Source organism: Phenylobacterium sp. (genome assembly GCF_016793285.1).
In the GTDB taxonomy this organism is placed as follows: domain Bacteria; phylum Pseudomonadota; class Alphaproteobacteria; order Caulobacterales; family Caulobacteraceae; genus Phenylobacterium.
Genome location: NZ_JAEUMO010000125.1, coordinates 1 through 15,058 on the forward strand (window position 1 = coordinate 1; position 15,058 = coordinate 15,058).

The following is a 15,058-nucleotide window of genomic DNA, read 5'->3' on the forward strand; positions in this document are numbered from 1 at the left end:
CGGCGCGGGCGTCGCGGCCCCGGCCGGCGCGCAGGTGGTCGACGCCAAGGGCGGCGTGGTCACCCCGGGCTTCGTCGCCGCCAACAGCCACCTCGGCGCCCTGGAGATCAGCGCGCTCGGCAACGACGTCTCGGTGCGAACCCGCGATATCGGCGCGGCGTTCGACGTCCAGTACGCGCTGAACCCGGACTCGGTGCTGATCCCGGTGGCTCGCCTGGGCGGCGTGACCTCGGCGATCGTGACCCCCGTGCCGCGCGGCGGCGGCGGGGGCGGTCACGCCGACGACTCCGGCGAGGAACAGGACACGTCGGGCGGTCCCGCCTCCGAGAACTCGCCCGGCCTGTTCGCGGGCCGCGCGGCGGTGATCCAGCTCGGCCGCGGCCAGGAGCCGCTGGTGCGGGCGCGTGTCGCCATGGTCAGCCCGTTCGGCCGCGCCGGCGCCGTCGCCGCCGGCGGCGCGCGCGGGGCCCAGATCGTGCTGATCAAGGAGACGCTGGCGGACGTCCGGGCCTACATGGCCAACCGCGCCGCCTACGATCGGGCCGCCTATCGCGACCTCGCGGTGTCACGCGCCGACCTCGAGGCCCTGATCCCGGTCGTCACCGGCGAGATGCCGCTGATGGCGGTGGCCAACAAGGCGACCGACATCCGCGCGATCCTGCTGCTGGCGAAGGAGGAGAAGATCCGCGTGATCATCTCGGGCGGCGCCGAGGCCTGGCGCATGGCCCCGCAGCTCGCGGCGGCCAGCGTGCCCGTCCTCATCAGCTCGACCACCGACCGGCCCAGCGACATGGAATCCCTCGCGGCCACGCTGGAGAACGCCGCCCGGCTCGAGAAGGCCGGCGTGACGGTCATCATCCAGAGCGGCGGCGGCGACCACCGCACCCACGAGATGCGCTACGACGCCGGCACCGCGGTGGCCTACGGCATGAGCCCGGCGGGCGCCCTGGCCGCCATCACCATCAATCCGGCCCGCGTGTTCGGCGTGGGCGGCCGCGTGGGCTCGCTGGAGGCCGGCAAGGACGCCGACCTGGTCCTGTGGTCGGGCGACCCCTTCGAGCCGCTGTCGCGGCCGCAACTGGTGATGATCCGCGGCGAGGCCCAGCCGCTGACCTCACGCCAGATCGAGCTGCGCGACCGCTACAAGGACCTGAACCGGCCCTACCCGCCGGCCTACACGCATTAGGGCGCAATCTACATTCAGGGCCGAGGAAAGAGCCCCTTCTGAGTCGATGAGGCTGGCGTTCATGGGCTCGGGGCCTCAAGCGGCTCCGCGTCAGATGTGCTGCGCACACCACCATCCCCGACCCTTCCTCCATCGAGGAGGAAGGGAGGTGAACGTGGATGCATCCTAAGCCGGTGCGGCGGCGTGCCTGGCGACTGCGCGAAGCAGCCCGATCCCGAGCCACGCGCCGAGGATCGGGCTGACGCCCATGCCGACGAGCGGTGTCGGGAACGCGCCCAGCAGCGGCCCGATGGCCGCGACGACGAAGTAGGCGCTGAGCGCCAGCGCGGCCGGCCGGGCGGCGGGTACGGCGCGGCCCACGATCATCGGCGACAACGAGGCGACCGCCAGCGCTGCGGCCGATACAGCGAGCGCGGCCGGTGAGATCGCGCCGGCCAGCCGGAAGATCTCCTCGACCTCCGGGACGGGAGCCAGCGGGTCCGGGCGCGTCCAGGCCACGGCCGCCGCGCCCGCCGTCGCCACGACGCCGAGGACCTTCGTCGCGAGCGCCATGTTCGACAGGCAGATGGCGACGACGACGGCCGCGGCGAGCGCCGTCGCCTGGGAGGCGTCGGGTTGCGCGGCGAAGAGCGCGAGCGCCGCGCCCGCGGCGATCCACGGCCAGAGACCTTGCGCCGCAGCGGCGACGGCGACGGCCAGCGCGGGGGCCAGGAGCTCAGCCGCGTTCAGCCGGACCGGCCCCAACTGCAGCCAGCGATGCACGCCCTGGAGGTCCGGGGACGCCAGCGTGAGGCCGATCCCGGCCACCGCCGCCAGGGCGAAGACGGCCAGCGAACGCGGCCCTGCGAACCGCGCGGCGGCCGCGAAGATCGCCAGCCCCACTCCCCACGCCGCGAGGTTCAGTCCCCACGAGCGCGCGCCGACCCCACTCTCGGCCGCGACGAACGCCCCGGACGCGACGGCCACGAGGGACGCCGCGCCGAAGGCGATCGCGAAGGTCCGCAGGGTCCGGGGCGGGACCACCTACTTCTCGGGATGCAGGAGCGCCTGGTAGGTGAGCGTCCGCGCCATGGTCCCGAGATCGTCGCCGCCGGTGCCGCCGAGGCGCTGAATCATGCCCACGAAGAACATGTCGTTGGTCGGATCCACCCAGAACCAGGTGCCGGCCGCGCCGCCCCAGCTCATCGAGCCCTTCCCTTCCAGCGTGCCCGCGGCGCGCGGATCGTTCACGACCATGAAATCGAGGCCGAAGCCCACCGCTTCGTTGAAGCGGGCGCCGGAGGTGCCGTTGGAGTTCACCAGCACGTTCTTCGGGATCACGTTCGTGCCCATCAGCTCGACCGAGGCCGGCGACAGGATGCGCGCGCCTTCCAGTTCGCCGCCGTTCAGCAGCATCTGGGAGAAGCGGGCGTAGTCCATCGTCGTCGAGACCAGGCCGCCGCCGCCCGACTCGTTGGCCGGCGGCGTGAGGTAGGTGGGGAGCGGGTTGCCGAAGATGATGTCGGCCTCCTCGATCTTCCCCTTCTCCTTGTCGAAGGCGTAGACGGCCGCGAGGCGCGAGGCCTTGGCGGCCGGCACCATGAAGGCGGTGTCGTTCATCTTCAGCGGCTTGAAGATCCGCTGCTCCATGAACTGGCCAAGGGTCTGGCCGCTGATGCGCTCGATGATCGCGCCCTGGATGTCCACGACCGACGAGTACCGCCAGCTCGTGCCCGGCTGGTAGATCAACGGGATCGTCGCGGTCTTGTCGATCATCTCCTTCAGGCCGTTCGAACCCAGCACCCGCTTCTCGCGGTACATCTTGTCGACGGGGTGCTCGTCCTGCAGGCCGTATCCGAAGCCCGCCGTGTGGCTCATGATCTCGCGCATCGTCGGCGGGCGCTTCATGTCCTCGAGGATCGGCACGCCGTTGCCGTCCGTGCCGGTCATCACCTTGAGGGTCTTGAACTCGGGAACGTAGCGCGTGACCGGGTCGTCCAGCCGCCACTTCCCCTCCTCGAAGAGGATCATCATGGCCACGCCGGTGATCGGCTTGGTCATCGAGTAGATGCGGACGATCGTGTCCTGCTTCATCGGCGCACCGGTCTTCTGGCTCGCCTGGCCGTAGGTCTTGAACTCGACGATCTTGCCGTGCCGCGCGAGCAGCGTGGTCATGCCGGCCACCCGCCCCGACTTCACCGCGCCCTCCATGTAGGCGTCGAGCCTGGCGAGGCGGGCGCTGTCGAAGCCGACCGCCTCCGGACTCGCGGCGGGCGTGAGCGCGGCGGCCGGCGCCTTCGCCGCGGCCGCAGCCGGCTTCCTGGCCTGGGCGTAGCCGACATTGGCCGGCGCGATCGCCAGCGAGGCGGCGGTCAGCGCCGTGGCCAGGCGCAAGCTGGTGCGAAGCATGAGTGGGTCCCCTCCCGAACACTTGTTGGGTCGAGCTTACGGGCCGGGCGGGCCTGCGCAAGCGTGGTTGAGTTTCAGCGCGGCAATCCGGCGCGGGCAGGCTAGCCTCGCGGCCATGAAGCGGCTGCTGATCGTATGGCATTCAAGGACCGGGGCGGCGCGCGCGATGGCCGAGGCCGCCGCCGCGGGCGCCGTCGCCGAGCCCGACGTTGAGGTCCGGATGCTGGGGGCCGACGACGCCCACCCCGACGACCTGCTGGCCGCGGACGGCTACGTCTTCGCCTGCCCGGAGAACCTGGCCGCCATGTCCGGGGCGATGAAGGAGTTCTTCGACCGCAACTACTACCCCGCGCTGGAGCGGCTGAACGGGCGGCCCTACGCCATGCTGATTGCGGCCGGCGGCGACGGGACCGGCGCCGCGCGCCAGATGGCGCGGATCCTCACCGGCTGGCGGCTGAAGCCCATCGCCGAACCGCTCATCCTATGCACCGAGGCGCAGACGCCCGAGCGGATCGCAGCGCCCAAGACGCCCGGGAAGACGGCGCTGGGGCCGTGCCGGGAGCTGGGCGCCGCCATGGCGGCGGGCCTGGCGATGGGGGTGTTTTAGCCGGTCACGCGCACCGCCCGACGGCCGCTCAATGGCGCATCCAAATCGGGCGATGAAAATTTTCGCGAGCGCGTGGCCCGCGGCGGCGTCGGTTCGCGCCTTACGCTCTGAGAGCTGAGGCCATCGAAGGACACGGCGATGCGCAGGCTACCCACGGGAGGTCCACGGACCTCCGCCCGGCCGTCTGGCCGGGGTGATGCCGAATACGGCGTCGTCGCCGAACACGACGATGCTGGGCAGCCCCTTGGGCGGCGCCGCCATGAGCGCGTCGATCTGCCTGGCGATCTCGTCAGCGTCCATCTCGCTGTCCATCTCGCTCCGCCCTTCCCGTTCGCGCCCCGTCATCGCGTCGTCCGACATCGGGCCTCCTCGCCCGCAAAAGTGGAAGTCACGCCGTTTGGTTCCCGAAATGCACGCACCGCGGGCATTTCGGGAATTAACCGTCAACCTATGGAAATCGAGGGGTTTCCACACGCGCCAAAGGGTGCATTGTCACGCGCGGACGCGGGGCATATCGGCAACAAACTCAATGGCTTCTCGGTCGTTGAGGTTGGGGGGGTGAGTGCGTGCCCGATCTGGTGAACGGCCTCGGCGGAGCCGCCGGGTTTGGTGAAAACGTCATCCCGCGAAACGACGACGGTTCGTCGGCGGCGATCAACATCACCTCGATCTTCGGCAATGCGGGCCTGAACTTCTTCGGCTCGCAGTACACGACGCTCTACGTCAACAACAACGGCAACATCACCTTCGGCGGCGCGCTCAGCCAGTACATCGGCGCGCCGATCGGCGCCGGCGGCCTGACCCGCCCCATCATCGCGGCCTACTGGTTCGACGTGGACACCCGGGGCGGCGTCGACACCCCCTCCCCCGGCGGCACATCGACGGGCTCGAACCTCGTCTACTACGACCTCGACACGACCGGCCGCATCTTCACGGCGACCTGGGACGACACCGGCTACTACGCCAGCCATATCGGCGCGCCGAACGCCTTCCAGATCCGCCTGACCGACGTCGGCAACGGCGACTTCGACATCGAGTTCATCTACGAGACGATCAACCGCTCGTACTCCGACACCAACCAGGATCCGGGCGAAGCGCCGCGTGCCGGCTATGCGCGCGGCAACGGCACGCCCGGCGTCGAGCTGGCGCTGTCCGGCGACTACAACACGTCGCTGCTGCTCGACACCGAACCCGGCAACACCGGCGTGGCGGGCTACTACTACTTCCAGGTCCGCGGCGGCGTGGTCATGGGCGGCGTCGGGAACGGCCCGGGCGGCGGCGGCGACCCTACACCTCCGTCGCGCCCCGTGGTGTTCGGCGTCGAGCCGATCGGCCTCATGCCCGAAGGCAACGAGGGCCAGACCACGCGGTTCAACGTGGTCATCACCCGCGACGGCCCCGACCTCGACGCCGGTTCGTCGGCGGAGTGGCGCATCGCCGTCGACGATCTGAACGACCTGGCGCCGAACCAGCCGCTCAGCGGCACCGTGTTCTTCGAGCCGTTCCAGACGCGGGCCACGGTCGTCGTCGAGGTGCAGGGCGACAACCGTTTCGAAGACGACGAGTGGTTCCACTTCCACATCAACGAGGTGCGGTTCAACGACCTGGTCTGGGACCCGGGCATCGACACGGTCGGCGTGATCCTCAACGACGACCCGGCGGCACGCTTCGAGTTCGCCGGCCCGGCGATGCGGCCGGAGGGGCTGATCGGCGACTCGCCGATCGAGTTCGTGGTGCTGCGGACCGGCGACCTCACGCGCGAGTCGGCGGTGCGGTGGAACCTGGAGAACGGCACGACCGACAGCCTCGACTTCGCCGCCGATCAGGCGACGTCCGGGGTCGTCGTCTTCGCGGCGGGCCAGGCTCAGGCGGTGATCCGGGTCAATCTGATGGGCGATGTCCGGGTCGAGCCGGACGAAACCTTCACCCTGCGCCTCGTCTCCGCCACCACGGGCACGACGACGACAGTGCTCGACGTCTCGACGACGGGCACGATTCTCGATGACGACGCCCGGCAGACCCTGCTGGTTGCGAGCCCGTCCGCGCTCGTCCTCGCCGAGGGAAATTCCGGGACGACGGCCTTCAACATCGCGGTCATGCGGGTCGGCGACGTCTCCGCGGCGGCCAATATCTCCTACGCGATAAGCCTGCCCGCCTCGGGCGGCCTCTCGGCCGGCGAAATCCAGACGGCGCTGCAGGGGACGGTGAGCTTCGCCGCGGGATCGAGCGAAGCCACGCTCAGCGTGCTGGTCGCGGGCGACACGATCGCCGAGGACAACGAGAGCTTCGTGGTCACCCTGGGCGGCGGCGTCTTCAACACGCTCACCGTCACCGGCGTGGTCATGAACGACGACAAGGTCGCCACGGCGGCCGCCGGACCCACGGAGCCGTCGGGGGCTCTGCCGGCGGAGGCCTCGGCCTTCATGCTTCAGCTAATGGGAGGTGGGCTGTGGTCGGACGGGGCGATGTTCTAGCGCCGGGACCGCAGCCAAGGCGTGCGGGCTTGCGCAACCGGCTCCTCGCCGGGTGCGCGCTGGCGGCGGCGGCGATGGCTCCCGCGGCCGCGCAGGCGCAACTGGCGCTGGACGGCCCGGCGACGGTGAGTGCGGGCGGTCGTGGGCCGACGGTGACGCAGACGGCGCGGGTCACAGACATCACCCTGGGCGCGCCGCGCACCGTGCTGAACTGGTCCACCTTCAACCTCACCTCGGACTCCGCGGTCGTCTACCGGTTCGAGGACCGTAGCTGGATCGTCCTGAACCGCGTCGGCGGCCAGGCGGTGATCGACGGCCAGGTCGAGGCCCTCGCCGCCAACGGCCGGGGCGGCAACGTCTGGTTCTATGCCCCCGGCGGCGTCATCTTCGGCGGCAATGCGCGGGTGAACGTCGGCGGACTCCTCGCCACCAGCGCCGCGGTCGCCCAGTCCGCGTTCCTGGATCCCGGCAACTTCAGCTTCGCCTTCACAGGCGCCGGCGCCTCGCGGGTCGAGGTGCGCGCGGGCGCCGACATCAAGGCCGGCGGCGGTCCGATCGCCCTGATCGCGAGCTCGGTGACGACCGCGCCGGGCGCTTCGGTGACGGGGGGCGCGACGTCGAGCGTGCTCTACGGCGCCGCCAACGACTTCACGGTGCGCTTCGCGCCCCAGCCGGGCGACCTCGACCTCCTGGACTTCGTCGTGCCGGCCGGCGGTGGAACCGCGTCGACGACGCCGCTGGCGCTGCAGGGCGCCACCGCCGCCGGCAGCGTCTTCCTGGCCGTCGTCAACCGCGCCGACATCGCCAGCGCCGTCATCAGCGCCCCGGGACTGATCGCCGCGCAGTCGGCCAGCGCCGATCGCGGCGACGTCGTGCTGAGCGCAGGCAACGGCATCGCCAACCGCCAGCCCGGTGCGACGCGGGTCAACACCACCACGGAGACCACCGCCAACTTCGGCGTCGTCACCGCGACGCGCGACCTCCTGGGCGGCTTCTCCTCGCCCACCTCGGTCAACGCGACGCAACTCGCCGCAGGACGCGACCTCGGCCTCGCGGTCGCGGCCCTGGACACCGGAAGCCTCGGCGCGGGGCGCTCGCTGGCGGTCGACTCGAGCCGCGGCCTGAGCGTGCGCGGCAACGCCTCGGCCGGGGGGACGGCCGTGCTGCGCAGCACCGGCGCGATCGGCGTCGCCGGCGCCGTGAACGCCGTGGGGCGGCTGCAGATCGATGCAGGGTCGCTCACTGCCGGCCAGTTGAACTCGGGCCGCAGCATCGTCGTCAACGCCGGTGGAGCCGGCGCCAACGGCGGTCCGGCGGTCAGCATCGCCTCGGCGCTGGCGGAAGACGATATCCAGGTCACGACCACCGGCGCCGCCGGCTCGATCGTCCTGGGTCAGGCGACGTTCACGGGCGCGCACGCCGACGAGGCGCCGGCCGGCCGCAACCTGATCCTCACGGCGCGCGGCGCATCGGCGGACATCACGTACGGCGCGGCGACGGGCTCGCCGCTCACAGGAGCCACCAGCGTCACGCTCGCGGGCGGGCGCGACGTGACGGTGAACGTCAGCGGGCTCCTCACGCTCGGCCCGAGTTCGGCGGGCCGGACCTTCACGATCCGCGCGATGGACCTCGACCTCGTGGCGCCGGTCACGGCCGCGAGCTTCCGCGTGGAGTCGCTCCAGGGCGCGATGACCCTGGGCGGAACGCTCGGCGCGTCGTCCGGGCAATCGGGGCCCGCGGCGGGCGAGGTCGGCCTGCGCGTCACCGACGCCGAGTTCCAGATGATCACGGTGACCCAGGAAGCCAGCTTCTACGCGGGCTCCACGGTGAACCAGATCCGTGGCGACCTGACGGTGCAGAACCTCAACGTGAACCCGGCCCGCATCCCGCGGCTGCTGCTGGCGGCGGGCAACGACAGCGACGTGCTGGTGCCCGGCATCGTGGCGCCCGGCGTCACCGGCGGCGTGGTCACCATCGGCGAGGCCGACCCCGACTCGCCCTGGCGGCCGGCCCGGATCCTGGTCACCGGCTCGGTCGGCGCCTCGCAGGGCTCCCAGGAGACCGGCTACAGCGACGTGCGCGCCTTCAACGAGGTGAACCTGAACGCCCGCAACGACGTCCTGATCGGCGCCCAGAGGTTCATCGCCCTGGTCGCCAACGCGCCGCCGAACGCAATCGACGTCATGCGCGACCTGCCGACCGGCGTGGCCCCGACCGCCGACGAACGCAACCGGGTCTTCATCACGGCCGCGGAGCTGACGCTGCGCGGCAGCCAGCGGATCGTCCAGCAGAACACCGGCAGCAACCAGCGCCCGAACGGCATCCTGCTCACCAGCCAGCAGCCGGGCGCGCTCACCGCCAGTCCGGCCGGCGTCGTCGACCTCTGGGGCGCGTTCCGCGACGCTGCCGGCAACATCCGCGGCGGCATCCTCGTGCTCGAAAGCGGCTTCGGCGGCTCCGCGCGGTTCAACGGCTGCGACGCGAGCGCCGGAGGATGCGGGCCGCTGGCGATCGCGGCAGCGACGCAGCGCACCCTCGACAACGCCACGCTCGACCAGATCAAGAGCCCGCGCGGCTCGGATGGCGATGTCGACGACGCCATCGCCGGCCTCGGCGGCGTGCCGCCCGATCCGCCCGTGCTGACCTTCGCCGACCCGAACGCGGAGGCCGACGTCATCGTGACCGACCCGGTGATGCTGGGGTCCGGCAGCGACGAGGTCTGGAGACAGAAGCGAAAGGCCGGCTCGAAATAGCGCCCCGACGCATGCTACGCTTTCGGGGGTCGTGACGGCGCTCGCTGGGAGACGACGCGCGCAGGGAGACGGGGCGTGCTGGGGATAGACATTTCAGCACTGAGCATGTCGGAACTCCGGCAGCTCCTGGCGGTCGCCCGCGCGCGCGAACAGCACGCGCTCGTCGAGCAGATCGGCGCCGAACTCCGCGCGCGGCCGGCCCGCTCGACGCAATGGGGCGCGACGGCGCCGCGCATGGACATCGACTGGATCGAGGACGAGCCGCCGCCGCGGCCTGTGCGGCGGCGCAGCCTCGCGGTGCTGCTGAGCGCCGGCGCGGCCGGCGTGGTCTGCGCCGCGCTGGTCTGGGGCGTGAGCGTGCCGCAGAGCCAGGCGATCGCGCCGATCAAGGCGTCGGCGCCGCGCGCGGCGATGGCGCTGACCAGCGTGCCGATGGCGGCCGACGATCAGCTCTCCGATCCGGCGCCAGCCGGCGATCCGCAGCCCGAGGCAGGCTCGCCGGCGGCCGCGCCCGGCGCGCACAACCCCTGCTACGATCTCGCGACGGCGGCCGAGCGGCTGATCTGCGGCTATCCCAGCCTGGCGCAGAAGGACCAGCGGCTGAAGGCGGCGTATCGGGCGGCGATCGCAGGCGGCGCCGACGCCGCCGAACTGGAGCAGGCACAGGCCGCCTGGAAGGCGGGCGCGGCGGAGGTGTCCGACCGGCTCGTCCTGGCCGACCTCTACGACAAGCGGATCCAGGAACTCTCCGGGAGTGCGCCGTGACCTATGGCCAGATCCTCTACGAGGTCAGCGACCGCATCGCCACGATCACACTGAACCGCCCCGACCGTCTGAACGCGTGGACCGGCGTCATGGCGGCCGAGGTCAATGCGGCGCTGGCGACGGCGGACAAGGACCCCGAGGTCCGGGCGATCATCCTGACCGGCGCCGGCCGCGGGTTCTGTTCGGGCGCCGACATGAACGACCTCGCCGACATCAGCGCGGCCGGCGGCATCGCCGGCGGGGGGCGGCCGGCGCTGCAGACCAACCCGGATTATCCCGCCGATTACCGCCATCCGCAGACCTACTTCGCCGGCATCGGCAAGCCGATCATCGCCGCGGTCAATGGACCCTGCGCCGGCATGGGCCTCTGCATCTCGCTCTTCTGCGACCTGCGGTTCGTGGCGGAGGGCGCGATCTTCACCAGCGCGTTCGCCCGGCGCGGCCTGATCGCCGAGCACGGGACCAGTTGGATGCTCTCGCGGCTCGTCGGGCACTCCCGGGCGCTCGACATCATGCTGTCGGCCCGGCGCGTCGGCGCGGACGAGGCCTACCGCATGGGTCTGGCCGACCGGGTGTTCCCGGCCGACGGGCTGATGGCCGAGACCCGCGCCTATGCCCGCGAAATCGCCGAGCTGGTCTCGCCGCGCTCGACGCGGGTGATCAAGCGCCAGCTCTGGAGCGGCCTCGTCCAGAACCTCGAGGAGGCCATGAAGCTGGCCGACCACGAGATGGCCGAAAGCCTGAAGGGCGACGACTTCAAGGAAGGCGTCGCACACTTCGTCGAGAAGCGGCCGCCACGGTTCACGGGGACCTGACAGGATGCGTCATCTGGGCCTGAGCGCCAAACTCGCCGCACTCGCGGTCGCCCTGCCCGCGCCGGCCCTGGCGGCGGACGCGGCGCTGCCCGCGATCACCGCCTTCCGGTGCGAGGACGGCGGGAACCTCACCGCCCAGTTCTCGAGCCAGGGCGCGGCCTTCGTGGCCATCGTCAACGCCGGCGACGGGCCGCATGCGCTGACCTACGTGCCCTTCGTCGGCGGCGGGCCGGTGAAGCTGACCTGGACCGACGGGGCCCGCACGCTGACCTGGAGCCCGGGCGTACAGATCATGTTCCAGGACGCGCGCGGCCACCGCATGTGCGGCCGCGGCCACAAGCACGAGGCGCCGTCAGCCGATACCCGCCGGTCCTAGGCGCCGAAGATCGAGCCGGGCGGCAGCGAGCTCATCTGCACGCCGACGAGGATCACCTGGCCGCCGCTCATCTGGATCACGGTGTCGCCGCCGATCTGCATCACCTGGAAGGTCGTGCCGGGGTCGAGCAGCACGCGGTCGCCCTGCCCGGCGTTGAAGTCCAGCACCCGGTCGATCCCGGCGTCGGCGGACGAGTGGAAGAGGTCGGCGCCGGCGCCGCCGATCATGGTGTCGTCGCCGCGGTCGCCCGAGACGAAGTCGTTGCCGGCCCCGCCCGAGAGCGTGTCGTTCCCCTGCCCGCCCCGGACGGTGTCGGCGCCGTCCTCGCCGCTGCAGGTGTCGTCGCCGAGGTTGCCGTAGGTGTAGTCGTCGCCGCCGCCGCCGAAGAGCAGGTCGTTGTCCTTGCCGCCGACGCAGAAATCCATGCCACCGCCGGTCATGACGGTGTCGGCGCCCATGTTGCCGTTGATGTCGTCGAAGTCGTCGCCCCCGACCAGGCTGTCGTCGCCGTCGTCGCCACGCAGGTAGTTGCCGCCCGCGCCGGCGCCGCCGCCGGTGATCGTGTCGGCGCCCGCGCCGCCGGCCACCGAGTCCGAGCCCGCGTTGCCGGCGATCGAGTTGTTGGCGGCGTTGCCGAGGATGGTGTCCGAACCCGAGCCGGCCAGCACGTTCTCGATCACCGTCTGCGGCGTCGTCGCGAGGTTGTCGGTCCAGGTGTAGGTGTCGGGCCTGTTCAGGTAGTCGGCGATGAAGCTGGGCGAGAAGTTCGGGAAGGCCGCCTGCCAGTAGGCGATCTGGCTCGCGATCGGGTTCAGCGCGATCGAGGAATAGGTCCCGGGCGTCAGGTCGATCCGCGAGGCGCGGGTGTGGCTGCGCAGGTCGAAGGTGTCGATGCCGCCGTTGTCGACCAGGGTGGCCATGAAGGCGTCGTCCTGGCCGATGGCGTAGGTGTCGTTACCGGTCGCCTCGCTGGTCGACGCGCCGTAGATGCCCTGGATGGCGATGACGTCCAGCAGCATCGGCGTCGAGGGCTGCAGGGTGAAGGTGCTGGCGAACAGCGTGCCGCCGTCCAGCTCGAACCAGCGCAGGCTCGAGTCGGCGAAGTCGGTGTAGGACATCACCGTGTAGCGGGTGGTGTCGAACTCGGCCGGCAGCCGCGCGCCGTCGAACGGGTGCTTCAGGCCCAGCGCGTGACCGAGCTCGTGCAGGAAGGTGGCGTAGAGGAAGTCGCCGAAGTCGGCGGTGTCGTCCTTGTAGTCGTCGTCGACCCAGATGTCGCCATGGAAGGCCGCCCTGAAGCCGCCGGCGTCCGGCGGGCGGTAGGCGTAGGCGGCGGGATCGCCATCGGAGTAGTCGGACGTGTTGGTGAAGGCGATGCGGATGTCGCCCTGGCTTGCCTGGGTGTCGGAGACCTGGACGATGTCGAGGTCGATCAGGCGTTCCCACGCGCCGATGGCATTGACGAACGCGATGGCCTGGACGTTCGACAGGACGCCGTAGGCCGCGTTCGAGGGCTCGTCGCCGGCCGGATAAGACGAGGCCGACCAGAAGGTCATGCCGTTGTTCGAGGGGATCGAGAAGGTGACGGTCGAGCCCGGCCACCGCTCGTGGTCGGTGTACTGCAGACCCGCGAAGATCTGCGCCGTCGTTATCGGCATCAGAGCACCCCACCCCAAACACCCGAACAGCCCCGAACGGGACTATGGGCTATACGGACAGGGGGCGCTCCATTCTTCATCCCTGGGGCGAATCCGACCTCGGGATGCCCCTCTCCCCGAGGGGAAGCGTTCGCGAGCCGGGAGGGGGCGCGGGGGACGGACCCCGCGCCCCGCGCCTGGCGTGGACTGCCCGGTCGCTACCAGCCCCAGCCACCGCGGCGGTTGTCGTAGCGGTCGTACTGGTCGGGGCGGCCGTCGCGGTCGCGGTCGCGGTTCCATTCGCGGACGTCCGGGATGCCGTCGCGGTCGGAGTCGCGGTTGCCGTAGTGGCGGCGGTTGTCGTGATGACGCCGATCGTGATGGCGCCAGTCGCGGCGGTCGTCGTAGCGGTCGTAGCGATCGGGACGGCCGTCACGGTCGCGGTCGTAGGAATAGCCGTAGCCCTGACCGTAGTAGGTCTGGCCGTAGTAGCTCTGGGCCGAGGCGGCGCCGGCGGCGGCCATGGCGGCCACGGCGACTGCGGCGGTCAGCAGGGTCTTCTTCAGGGTCTTCATGGGGGAAGTCCTCCTTCGTTGTCCCCACCATAGGAAGGCGCGCCTGAACGGGGTCCGGGGCGGTCGTTTAGGCCGGGTTCAGGCTGATGAACTGCGCTGTAGCGGCGGCCGTCCGGCGATCCCCAGCCGCCACCAGCCCAGCCCCAGCACCAGGCCGCCGGCCAGCGCGAACGCGAACGGCAGCGCCGCCTGCCCGGCGTGGAAGCCGCCGGTGGCGTCCTTCGCCAGCCCCCAGGCGAAGGGCGACAGGAACGAGCCGATCTGGCCGATGGTGTTGATGGCCGCGAAGCTGACGGCCGAGGCGCGGGGCGGCACGACGGCGTGGGTCAGCGCCCACACGGTGGGGCTGTAGGCGTAGGCCGCGCCCAGGGCCGCGGCGTAGGCGATCACCACCACGGCGGGCGTCGAGCTGTTGGCCATCACCGCGAAGGCCGCCGCGGTGGCGAACATCGGGACGGCCGAGTGCAGCACGCGCTCGCCGCGGCGGTCGGAATGCCAACTGTTGGCGATCAGGCAGGCCGCGCCGATCAGGCCCGCGCCGGCGATCAGCCAGCCGACCTGGCCCGCGTCCCTCCCCGTCGCCTCGCCCAGCAGCATCGGGGCCGAGAAGTTGAAGGCGTAGTAGCCGCCCAGCAGCAGGAACTGCGCCGCCCCGATGACCAGCACCGGCGGGTTGGCGAGCGCGCGCCACACCCCCGCCAAGGGCCCATGGGACGTCTCCTCGCCCCGCGACAGGGCGTCGGCCGCGAGCCGCGTCTCGACCCAGGCCTTCTCGGCGTCGGTGAGCCAGCCCGCCGCAGCGGGCCGCTCGGGCAGGAAGAGGAGGAAGACGAAGGCCAGGACCACCGCCGGCGTCCCCTCCACCAGGAACAGCCACTGCCAGCCGGAGAGGCCCGCGCGCCCGTCGAGCCCCAGCAGCCCGCCCGCCACCGCGCCCATCACCACCGTCGACAGCGGCACCGCCACGTAGAAGCGCCCGATGGCGCGGCCGGTATGGGCGGCGGGGAACCACTGGGACAGGTAGTAGACCACGCCCGGGAAGAACCCCGCCTCGGCCGCCCCCAGCGCGAACCGCGCCAGGTAGAACTGGGCCGGCGTGGTCACGAACATCATGGCGACCGACAGCAGGCCCCAGGTGAACATGATGCGCGCGATCCAGCGCCGGGCGCCGACCCGGGCCAGGATCATGTTGGAGGGCACTTCCAGCAGGGCGTAGCTGAGGAAGAACAGCCCGGCGCCCAGGCCGTAGACGGCGGCCGAGAACCCCAGGTCCTCGTTCATGCTGGCCGCCGCGAAGCTGATGTTCACCCGGTCGATGAACGAGATCGCATAGCCCGCCGCCACCAGCGGCAGGATCCGCCACGACATCTTGCGGATCGCCGAGCGCTCCAGCGCGGCGTCGTCGGTATCGGCCATCGTGTCCCCCCGCGGCGAAGCCGCGGTATTGGAACCACAGAAAACACGGAAGACACAGACGGGCGG

At 71.3% G+C, this 15,058-nt stretch carries 13 protein-coding genes; 7 read left to right on the forward strand and 6 right to left on the reverse strand.

Annotated elements, in window-relative coordinates; all coding sequences use genetic code 11:
* On the forward strand, positions 1 to 1,186 hold a 1,186-nt coding region (locus JNL41_RS12315), incomplete at its 5' end, for an amidohydrolase family protein (RefSeq protein WP_293475318.1).
* A gap of 165 nt (positions 1,187 to 1,351) precedes the next feature.
* Here JNL41_RS12315 and JNL41_RS12320 read toward each other — a convergent pair.
* Together JNL41_RS12320 and JNL41_RS12325 are read right to left on the reverse strand one after the other, a co-directional pair.
* A complete protein-coding gene (locus tag JNL41_RS12320; protein ID WP_293475320.1) occupies positions 1,352 to 2,209 on the reverse strand; it encodes a hypothetical protein in 858 nt (285 codons plus the stop codon).
* Positions 2,210 to 3,574 carry a serine hydrolase domain-containing protein gene (locus JNL41_RS12325; RefSeq protein WP_293475322.1) on the reverse strand — a complete coding sequence of 455 codons (1,365 nt, stop codon included), beginning with the start codon at positions 3,572 to 3,574 and terminating at the stop codon, positions 2,210 to 2,212. It abuts the gene before it with no gap.
* Positions 3,575 to 3,740: 166 nt separating this feature from the next.
* Between JNL41_RS12325 and JNL41_RS12330 the strand changes: the two genes are divergently transcribed.
* Positions 3,741 to 4,181, forward strand: a complete 441-nt coding sequence (locus tag JNL41_RS12330; protein ID WP_365698195.1) for an NAD(P)H-dependent oxidoreductase — start codon at positions 3,741 to 3,743, stop codon at positions 4,179 to 4,181.
* A 147-nt stretch (positions 4,182 to 4,328) separates the two neighbouring features.
* Here the strand turns inward: JNL41_RS12330 and JNL41_RS12335 are convergent, their stop codons facing one another.
* Complete coding sequence (locus tag JNL41_RS12335; protein ID WP_293475326.1) at positions 4,329 to 4,541, reverse strand: hypothetical protein; 213 nt, start codon at positions 4,539 to 4,541, stop codon at positions 4,329 to 4,331.
* Positions 4,542 to 4,747: 206 nt separating this feature from the next.
* Between JNL41_RS12335 and JNL41_RS12340 the strand changes: the two genes are divergently transcribed.
* From JNL41_RS12340 to JNL41_RS12360, 5 genes are all read left to right on the forward strand, one after another.
* Positions 4,748 to 6,655 carry a nidogen-like domain-containing protein gene (locus JNL41_RS12340; protein ID WP_293475328.1) on the forward strand — a complete coding sequence of 636 codons (1,908 nt, stop codon included), beginning with the start codon at positions 4,748 to 4,750 and terminating at the stop codon, positions 6,653 to 6,655.
* Between the two features lie 29 nt (positions 6,656 to 6,684).
* Positions 6,685 to 9,408, forward strand: a complete 2,724-nt coding sequence (locus JNL41_RS12345) for a filamentous hemagglutinin N-terminal domain-containing protein (protein WP_293475330.1) — start codon at positions 6,685 to 6,687, stop codon at positions 9,406 to 9,408.
* A 105-nt stretch (positions 9,409 to 9,513) separates the two neighbouring features.
* Positions 9,514 to 10,173 carry a hypothetical protein gene (locus tag JNL41_RS12350; protein WP_293475332.1) on the forward strand — a complete coding sequence of 220 codons (660 nt, stop codon included), beginning with the start codon at positions 9,514 to 9,516 and terminating at the stop codon, positions 10,171 to 10,173.
* Positions 10,170 to 10,988, forward strand: a complete 819-nt coding sequence (locus JNL41_RS12355) for an enoyl-CoA hydratase (RefSeq protein ID WP_293475334.1) — start codon at positions 10,170 to 10,172, stop codon at positions 10,986 to 10,988. Before JNL41_RS12350 ends, JNL41_RS12355 begins: the two co-directional genes overlap by 4 nt.
* Positions 10,989 to 10,992: 4 nt before the next feature.
* Positions 10,993 to 11,364 carry a hypothetical protein gene (locus tag JNL41_RS12360; RefSeq protein ID WP_293475336.1) on the forward strand — a complete coding sequence of 124 codons (372 nt, stop codon included), beginning with the start codon at positions 10,993 to 10,995 and terminating at the stop codon, positions 11,362 to 11,364.
* On the opposite strand, the gene JNL41_RS12365 is transcribed toward JNL41_RS12360, so the two are convergent.
* The 3 genes from JNL41_RS12365 to JNL41_RS12375 form a co-directional block, all read right to left on the reverse strand.
* Complete coding sequence (locus JNL41_RS12365) at positions 11,361 to 13,022, reverse strand: matrixin family metalloprotease (RefSeq protein WP_293475338.1); 1,662 nt, start codon at positions 13,020 to 13,022, stop codon at positions 11,361 to 11,363. The two genes, JNL41_RS12360 and JNL41_RS12365, sit on opposite strands and share 4 nt — an antisense overlap.
* A gap of 197 nt (positions 13,023 to 13,219) precedes the next feature.
* On the reverse strand, positions 13,220 to 13,576 hold the full coding sequence (locus tag JNL41_RS12370) for a hypothetical protein (RefSeq protein WP_293475340.1): 357 nt from the start codon (positions 13,574 to 13,576) through the stop codon (positions 13,220 to 13,222).
* Between the two features lie 78 nt (positions 13,577 to 13,654).
* Positions 13,655 to 14,992 carry an MFS transporter gene (locus JNL41_RS12375; protein WP_293475341.1) on the reverse strand — a complete coding sequence of 446 codons (1,338 nt, stop codon included), beginning with the start codon at positions 14,990 to 14,992 and terminating at the stop codon, positions 13,655 to 13,657.
* Positions 14,993 to 15,058: the final 66 nt, after the last annotated feature.